This window comes from Actinoallomurus acaciae, from assembly GCF_042429965.1.
Classification (GTDB): Bacteria; Actinomycetota; Actinomycetes; order Streptosporangiales; family Streptosporangiaceae; genus Actinoallomurus; species Actinoallomurus acaciae.
On record NZ_JBHLZP010000709.1, the window covers coordinates 1 to 3433 of the forward strand.

Genomic DNA, 3433 nt, shown 5'->3' on the forward strand with positions numbered 1-3433 from the left:
CACCTGCGGTGCGACGGCGGCCGCGCCCTGGCGTACCGCGGCCTCCAGCGCCGGCCCGTCGGTCCCGTGCAGACCCACCCGGCCGCCCATGCCGGCGATCGGGTTGACGACGAGACCGAGGCGGCCTCCCGCGCCGCAGCGGTCGCTCCGCTCAGTCATGGCAGCAGGCGGAGCTCGCGGGCGACGTCGTCCAGGGCCTGCCGGGCCAGCGCGGCCATCTCGTCGATCTCGTCCTCGGTCACCACGAACGGCGGCGAGAAGGAGATCGAGTCCGAGGCCGGGAGCGCGCGGCTGATGACGCCGAGCTCGCGGGCACGCTGGACGACCGCGGCCGACATCTTCAGCGCCGGGTCGAACGCGGTGAGCGGGTCCTTGGACCTGACGAACTCGACCGCGCCGAGCAGCCCGTAGCCACGGACCTCGCCCACCAGCGGGTGGTCGGCGAACTCGGCGCGCAGGCGTTCGGCGAGGTGGTCGCCGCGCGCCTTGGCCTGCCGCATGAGCCCGTCGCGCTCGATGATGTCGAGGTTGGTCATGGCCGCCGCGGCGGCGAGCGGGTGCGCCGAGTAGGTGTAGCCGTGACTGAAGACGCCGTACCTGTCCGCGCCACTGGCGATCACGTCCCAGACGGGCGCGGAGACGATGCACGCCGACAGCGGGACGTACGCCGAGGTGATGCCCTTGGCGACCGTGATGAGGTCGGGCCGGATCCCGAAGACCTCCGAGCCGAAGGTGTCGCCCGTACGGCCGAACCCGCAGACCACCTCGTCGGCGATCAGCAGCACGTCGTACCGGCGCAGCACCTCCTGGATCGCCGGGAAGTACGACGTGGGCGGGACGATGACGCCGCCGGCGGCCTGGATGGGCTCGGCGATGAACGCGGCGACCGTCTCGGGTCCCTCGGCGAGGATCAGGCGTTCCAGCTCGTCGGCGAGGTCGCGGACGAACTCCTCCTCGCTCTGGCCCTCCCGCTGCTCCCACAGCCGGTGCGGGGCGCGGACGAAGTGCACCATCGGCAGCGGCAGGTCGAACCCGGCGTGCATGCCGGGCAGGCCGCACAGGCTGCCGGACATCACCGTCACGCCGTGATAGCCGCGGCTCCGCGAGATGATCTTCTTCTTCTCCGGCCGGCCGAGGACGTTGTTGTAGTACCAGACGAGCTTGACCTGGGTGTCGTTGGCGTCGGAGCCGCTGTTGCCGAAGAAGACCTTCGACATCTCCCCGGGCGCCATCGCGATGAGCCGCTGGGCGAGACGCGCGACCGGCTCGTTCCCCATCGACGCGAACGTGTGGTAGTAGGGCAGCCGCTCGGTCTGGGCCCGCAGCGTCTCGGCCATCTCGGTGTTGCCGTAACCGATGTTGACGCACCACAGACCGGCCATCGCGTCGAGGTAGGTCCGGCCACGCGTGTCGGTCAGCGTCGACCCGTGCCCCTCGACCATGGTCAGCGGGCCGTGCCGCTGGTGTTCGCGGAGCTGGGTGAACGGGTGGAAGAAGAACTCTTTGTCGATGTCCTCGATCGTCATGGGCACCCGCATTCGTGTGAGTCGGTGTCAGGGAGGAGACGGGTCGGGCGCCGAGCCGGCGACCGCGCGGTCAATGTAGCAAGGAATGGTCGCAAAGCGTACACTTGCCCGCAATCCGGCCAAACCGCGAACAAGCTGCTGCTTCGCCGGTGATGCCGGGGCTTCGGATTTGGAGGACGAACGCCGTGAACCCGACCTTTGACCGCTCTCGTCTGCGCGATCCCGGCCTGCTGCGCGAGGACCTCTTCATCGACGGCGAGTGGACTCCCGGCTCGGCCGGTGAGCGCACCGACGTCCTCGACCCCGCGACCGGCGCGGTCGTCGCCCGCATGGCGGCCGCCGACGAGGCGGACGTCGTCCGCGCGGTCGAGGCGGCGAAGGCCGCCGCTCCCGCGTGGGCGCGCGTCACCGCGCCCGAACGCGCGCGGATCCTGCGCCGGTGGTACGAGCTGATCGTCGAGAACGCCGACGACCTGGCGACGATCCTCACCGCCGAACAGGGCAAGCCGCTCGCCGAGGCCCGCGGCGAGATCCTGTACGGCGCCGGCTTCGTCGAGTGGTACGCCGAGGAGGGCAAGCGCACCTACGGCGACGTCATCCCGGCCAACGCCGCCGGCCGCCGGCTCCTCGCCGTCCGCCGGCCGGTCGGGGTGAGCGCCTCCATCACGCCGTGGAACTTCCCGTCGGCGATGATCCTGCGCAAGGCCGGGCCCGCGCTCGCGGCGGGCTGCCCGATGATCATCAAGCCCGCCGAGGAGACGCCGCTGTCGGCCACCGCCCTCGCCGAGCTCGGCGTCCGCGCGGGCATCCCGGCCGGTGTGCTCGGCGTCGTGTCGGGCGAGCCGGCGATGATCGGGGAGATCCTCACCGCGAACCCGGCGGTGCGGGCGCTCAGCTTCACCGGCTCCACCGAGGTCGGCAAGCTGCTCATGGCGCAGAGCGCGCGCACCGTCAAGAAGGTCGCGCTCGAACTCGGCGGCAACGCGCCGCTGATCGTGTTCGACGACGCCGACCTGGACGTCGCGGTCGCCGGCGCGATGGCCTCGAAGTTCCGCAACGCCGGGCAGACCTGCGTCTGCGCGAACCGGATCCTCGTGCAGTCCGGCGTGCACGACGCGTTCGTCGAGCGGCTCCGCGTCGCGGTCCAGGCGCTGAAGGTCGGCAACGGCTTCGAGGAGGGGTCGGAGCAGGGGCCGCTGATCTCCCCGGCCGCGGTCGCGAAGGTCGAGCGGCACATCGGCGACGCGGTGGGCGGCGGCGCCACCGTCCTGGCCGGCGGCGGCCGGCACGAGCTCGGCGGCACGTTCTTCCAGCCCACGCTGCTCACCGGGGTCCGGCCGGACATGCTGATCTCCCGGGAGGAGACCTTCGGCCCGGTGGCCCCGGTCATCGCGTTCGACACCGAGGACGAGGCGATCGCGATCGCGAACGACACGCCGTTCGGCCTCGCCGCGTACTTCTTCACCGCCGGCCTCGGCCGGATGTGGCGGGTGGGCGAGGCGCTGGAGTTCGGCGTCGTCGGCGTCAACACCGGCCTGATCTCCTACGAGGGCGCGCCGTTCGGCGGCGTGAAGGAGTCCGGGCTCGGCCGCGAGGGCTCGCGGCACGGCATCGACGAGTTCACCGAGTTGAAGTACCTCTGCGTGGACGGCGTCGGCTGAGCCATCGGCCGGGGCGAGCGGCGGGGCACCGGGATCCCCAGCGGTCTCTCAGGCACGGTCCGGGCCGCGGCGATCGCCCGGACCGTCCTGCCGGGCGATGTCCATTCCCTCCCGCACCCAGGTCACGCAGGCACGGGTCCCCGGCACACCGTCAACGATCACCAGGCAGTCGAAGCACACGCCCATGCCGCAGAACAGGCCGCGGCGCTCGCCCCCGCGGGTCGTCCGGGTGTCCAGGCCGCCCTC

General features: G+C 71.9%; 3 protein-coding genes. 1 reads left to right on the forward strand and 2 read right to left on the reverse strand.

The window, feature by feature from the left end; translation table 11 throughout:
* Positions 1 to 155: 155 nt before the first annotated feature.
* Positions 156 to 1526 (reverse strand): aminotransferase, encoded by a 1371-nt coding sequence (locus ACFFNX_RS45470; protein WP_378212531.1) that lies wholly within the window; start codon positions 1524 to 1526, stop codon positions 156 to 158.
* 185 nt (positions 1527 to 1711) lie between these two features.
* Between ACFFNX_RS45470 and ACFFNX_RS45475 the strand changes: the two genes are divergently transcribed.
* Positions 1712 to 3187, forward strand: a complete 1476-nt coding sequence (locus tag ACFFNX_RS45475; protein ID WP_446678560.1) for an NAD-dependent succinate-semialdehyde dehydrogenase — start codon at positions 1712 to 1714, stop codon at positions 3185 to 3187.
* Between the two features lie 48 nt (positions 3188 to 3235).
* On the opposite strand, the gene ACFFNX_RS45480 is transcribed toward ACFFNX_RS45475, so the two are convergent.
* On the reverse strand, positions 3236 to 3433 hold a 198-nt coding region (locus ACFFNX_RS45480), incomplete at its 5' end, for a (2Fe-2S)-binding protein (protein ID WP_378212532.1).

Coding starts and splice junctions, on each gene's coding strand:
- ACFFNX_RS45470 (WP_378212531.1), bottom strand. CDS start 1,526: ATGACGATCGAGGACATCGACAAAGAGTTCTTCTTCCACCCGTTCACC.